Annotated in this window: 3 protein-coding genes and 1 pseudogene; 1 reads left to right on the top strand and 3 read right to left on the bottom strand. The window is 70.9% G+C overall.

What is annotated here, in order from left to right:
* Positions 1 to 28 precede the first annotated feature (28 nt).
* Genes HMPREF0731_RS17295 through HMPREF0731_RS17305 form a run of 3 tightly spaced genes read right to left on the bottom strand, consistent with a single transcriptional unit; the run spans position 29 to position 3767 of the window.
* Complete coding sequence (locus HMPREF0731_RS17295; protein WP_007005474.1) at positions 29 to 1252, bottom strand: cytochrome c; 1224 nt, start codon at positions 1250 to 1252, stop codon at positions 29 to 31.
* Positions 1252 to 3021 carry a GMC family oxidoreductase gene (locus tag HMPREF0731_RS17300; protein ID WP_157136195.1) on the bottom strand — a complete coding sequence of 590 codons (1770 nt, stop codon included), beginning with the start codon at positions 3019 to 3021 and terminating at the stop codon, positions 1252 to 1254. The genes HMPREF0731_RS17295 and HMPREF0731_RS17300 overlap by 1 nt, the downstream gene beginning before the upstream one ends.
* Positions 3018 to 3767 carry a gluconate 2-dehydrogenase subunit 3 family protein gene (locus tag HMPREF0731_RS17305; RefSeq protein WP_007005476.1) on the bottom strand — a complete coding sequence of 250 codons (750 nt, stop codon included), beginning with the start codon at positions 3765 to 3767 and terminating at the stop codon, positions 3018 to 3020. Before HMPREF0731_RS17305 ends, HMPREF0731_RS17300 begins: the two co-directional genes overlap by 4 nt.
* 301 nt (positions 3768 to 4068) lie before the next feature.
* Between HMPREF0731_RS17305 and HMPREF0731_RS25710 the strand changes: the two are divergent.
* Positions 4069 to 4531: pseudogene (locus HMPREF0731_RS25710) on the top strand (hypothetical protein); the annotation flags it as partial.

The following is a 4531-nucleotide window of genomic DNA, read 5'->3' on the forward strand; positions in this document are numbered from 1 at the left end:
GGGCTGAGCCGCCCGGCGCCGCGCCGGCCTAGCGCCCCGCCAGCGACTCCCGCAACGCCCCGACACGCTCCGGCGCCACCGGCGGCGCCGCATTGCCCCAGGCGTTGCGCAGATAGGTGGCGACATCGGCCACCTGCCGGTCGTTCATCCGCCAGCCGAAGGCCGGCATGGCCGGGGCGGTCGGCGCCAGCGGCGTCGCCGCCGCCTGGCCGCCCTGCAGGATCATGCGGAGGATGCTGGTGGCATCGCCCTGCTGCACCAGCGCGCTGCCGGCCAGGCGCGGGAACATGCGGTCCACCCCCATGCCATTGCCACGATGGCAGGCGGCGCAGCTATCGGCATAAATGGCCGCGCCCGCCTGCATGCGGGGTTCCTCCGCCGCCAGCGGCGCGGGTGGCGCCTCGGCCGCCGCGCCGCGCTCGCGCAGATAGGTGGCGATGGCGCGCAGATCAGGCTCGGTCATCCGACTGGTGGAGTAGGACACGACCTCCGCCATCGGCCCGCTGGCGGCGCTGTGCGTGTTGCGGCCGGTGCGCAGGTATTCGACCATCTCGTCCTCCGACCAGCCGCCGATGCCCACCCGCCGGTCGGCGGTGATGTTGGGGGCGAACCAGTCCTGCAGCGCGCCGCCCCGCAGATGCTGCCCGTCCTTGTCGCCGCCCAGCAGGTTGCGCGGCGTGTGGCACAGCCCGCAATGCGCCGGCCCCTCCACCAGATAGGCGCCGCGATTATAGGCCGCGGAACGCTGCGGGTCGGGGCGGAACTCGCCGGGCGTGAAGTTCAGCCAGTTCCAGACGCCCATCAGCGCGCGGATGTTGAAGGGGAAGGGCAGCGTGTCGCGGTCCACCGCGTTCCGCACCGGCTCCAGCGTGCGCAGATAGGCGTAGATCGCGTCATTGTCCTGGCGCGAGAGCCGGGTGAAGGCGGTGTAGGGAAAGGCCGGGTAGAGATGCGACCCGTCCGGCCGCACCCCCTTGTGCATGGCGCGGTGGAAGTCGTCGGCGCTCCAGCTGCCGATGCCGGTCTCCGCATCCGGCGTGATGTTGGGCACGGCGATGGCGCCGAAGGGCGTTTCCAGCCGGTGCCCGCCCGCCAGCGACTGGCGGTCGGGGCCGAGATGGCAGGCGATGCAATCGCCGGCACGCGCCAGATAGCGGCCGCGCTCCACCTCGGTGAAATTGTCGGGGTCGGCCCGCGCCGTGCCCATGCAGAGCAGGCCGAGCAGCGCCGCCAAAGCGAGGGGCGCGCGCATCACGCCTGCACCATGGGCTGGCCGGGGTTGCGCAGATACCGGGTCTTGATGGCGTCCAGCGCCCAATAGGTGAGCGCCCCCACCGTGCCGGTCGGGTTGTAGCCGGCATTCTGCGGGAACAGGCAGGCGCCGGAGACGAAGAGGTTCGGCACGTCCCAATGCTGGGTGTAGCGGTTGACGACGCTGTCCCGCGGCGTGTGGCCCATCACCGCGCCGCCGGTGTTGTGCGTGGTCTGATAGGGCACGACGCTCCAGGGCCCGCTCTTGTTGTTCTTGACGATGCGCTCCGCCCCCATCGCCTGCAGGATCTCCGCCGTGCGGTCGACGATGAAGCGCGACATCTTCAGCTCGTTCTCCTTGAAGTCGAAGGTCATGCGCATCAGCGGCCGGCCCAGCCGGTCGGTATAGGTGGGGTCGAGGTCGAGATAGACATCGCGATAGCTGTAGGAGCTGCCCTGCGAGCCGACATTGGCGGTGTGGCCATAGGTCTCGGCCGTGGCGCGCTTCCATTGCGCGCCCCAGCGCGGCGTGCCGGGCGGGACGGGCCGGCTCATGATCGGCCGGCCATTGGTGGTGGTGCAGTTCAGGTTGGCGCCACCGATGAAGCCATGCGGCCCATGGTCGAACACGTCGCCATTGTAGTCATCGGCCATCATGCCGAGCGAGCCGGCCCCGGCGAAGGGGTTGAAATGCGTGTCGCGGCTGAAATAGCCGACGCTGCCGGCATTGGTCTGGTAGGCGTAGTTGCGCCCGAGCGTGCCCTCCCCCGTCGCCGGGTCGTATTGCCGGCCGATGCCCGACAGCATCAGCAGCCGCACATTGAACAGCGCATAGGCGCAGAGCAGCACGATCTCCGCCGGCTGCTCCCATTCCTCGCCGCTGGAATCGACATAGGTGACGCCGGTGGCCATGCGGCCGTCGCGGCTAGTGTTGATGCGCGTCACCTCGCACAGGGTGCGCGCCTCGAAATTCGGCTGCCGCATCAGCACCGGCAGCACGCAGGTCTGTGGGCTGGATTTCGAGTAGTTGGCGCAGCCGAACCATTCGCAGAAGCCGCAATAGGTGCAGGGCGCCAGCCGCACGCCATAGGGGTTGGTGTAGGGCTCGGAGATGTTGCCCGAGGGCAGCGGGAAGGGATGCAGGCCGAGATCGGTCGCCGCCTTCTCGAACATGGTCTGCGCCAGGTTCATGCGCAGCGGCCGCGTCGGATACTCGTCCGAGCGCCAGCCCTCGAAGGGGTTGCCGCCGGGCTGGATCGCGCCGCGCAGATTGCCGGCCTTGCCGGAGATGCCGCAGACCTTCTCGAAGAAATCGTAATGCGGCTCCAGCTCGTCATAGCTGACGGGCCAGTCCTGGATGGTGCTGCCCTCGGGCAGGAAGCCCTCGCCATAACGGCCGGTGAGGTGCGAGCGCAGGTTGAAGTCGCTCGGCATGAAGCGCCAGGTATGGCCGTTCCAATGCACGCCCGCGCCGCCCACGCCATTGCCCGGCAGGTAGGAGCCGTATTTGCGGATCGGCAGCGCCACCTGGTCCAGGCTGTTGCGCGCCGTCTGCGTGTCCTGCGCCGGGCGCAGGAAGATGTCCTGGCGGATGGCGTAGCGCAGCTCGTCCGGCGCGGTGCCGAGATTGTAGTCCGCCGCCGTGTCGCGCCACGGCCCGCGCTCGATGGCCACGACGTCGAGCCCGGCGCGCGACAGCTCATAGGCCATGATCGAGCCGGTCCAGCCCAGCCCGACGATGACGACATCCTTCTTCGGCAGCCGCCTCATGCCGGCCTCCCATTCCATTCGGGCCGGCCCATGATGGCGACGGGCGGGCGCGTGTAGCGCTGGCCGGGGCGCTCCAGCACGTCCCGGAAATCGTAGCGCACGCCGGGGAAGCCGATCATGCGCCAGCCCGCCATGTCGCGATTGCCGCCATAGACCGGGTCGGCGAAGAAGCCTTCCATGGTGTTCTGCAGCACCAGCTCGAAGAAGGACCGGTTGCTCAGGCCGGGGCCGCCATAGCCGGGCAGCGGCACCTCGCCCTTCTCCAGCCCGGCCAGCAGCCGGTCCTGCTCCTCGGTGGAAAGCTGCTCGAAGCGGCGGCCACCGAAGGCATCGCGACAATGCGCGGCCAGCGCCGCCAGCCCCTGGCGGTATTGCTGGCGCGGCGTCAGCGGCGATTGCAGCCCCTGCTGCGGCAGCGGGCGCTCGGCGAAGGGCCCGCGCATGTAGAGCCATTCATGCGTGCCATAGGGCCCGGCCAGCTGGCGGTCGATGAAGACGACGCAGCCCGCCTCCCGCCCGCCGGGGCTGAGATCATCGGCCGGGATCAGCCGGTCGGCGATCGCCTCCAGCGTCGCCACCTCGGCGGCGTTCAGGTAGTGCCAGCCGCCTGGGTTGATGGCGGGCGGCGGATAGGCCTCGCCCGGCCGCCAGGGCGGCCGCTCGGTGTGGCTGCGGGCGAAGGCCGTGCCGGTCAGCCCGAACAGGGCGGAGGCGGCCAGCAATTGGCGGCGTGTCGAACCGGGCATCACCGATCCTCGTCAAGGCGGGCCGGCCTGGTCGGTGACACGTTCGGCGGGAGAACCCGGCGCCATGCGGGGCGGAGCCGGGGTGCGGGCAGGACGCATCGCCGGGCAGGGGACCCGGGCGGCAGGGGAGAACAGGCCGGCGGTGGAGATCCCGCATCCCCGCCATGCTCTGCACCCCCATGCAACGCCCTGGCCCGCCCCCCGGACAGCCCGGTTCGTCGCAAGACGCCGTGAGCCGGCAGCATCTGCCGGCGCCTGCCGCCGGTTGGCGCCGCCCGGCGCGCCATGCGATAAGCCGCGCATGCCCGAAGCGCCCCCCTCCCGCCCGACCGCGCCGGATCCGGCGCCGGCCATGCCGGAACTGGTGGTGGAGCTGATCGCCGCGCTGGTCGCCGTCACGGACGGCATGCCACGCATCCTGACCATCGGCGACGGCGCGGCGCTGCCCTCCGGCCCCTTCGTCACCGCGCATCGCTCGCTGCAATCCGGGCTGCGCGAGCAGGTCGAGCGGCAGACCCACCACCCGCTCGGCTATCTGGAACAGCTCTATACCTTCGCCGATGGCGACCGTCTGCTGGGCGAGGCGCAGCGCGTCATCTCCATCTCCTATCTCGGCCTGACGCGGGAGGGCGAGGCCTCGGGCGATGGCGCCGCCGGCTGGCGCGGCTGGTATCGCTACTTCCCCTGGGAGGATTGGCGCGACGGCCCGCCCGCCTGCATGCCGGCGCTGCTGGCGGCCCTGCGCCGCTGGGCGCAGGCGGCGG

It is taken from the genome of Pseudoroseomonas cervicalis ATCC 49957, from assembly GCF_000164635.1.
Taxonomy (GTDB): Bacteria; Pseudomonadota; Alphaproteobacteria; order Acetobacterales; family Acetobacteraceae; genus Pseudoroseomonas; species Pseudoroseomonas cervicalis.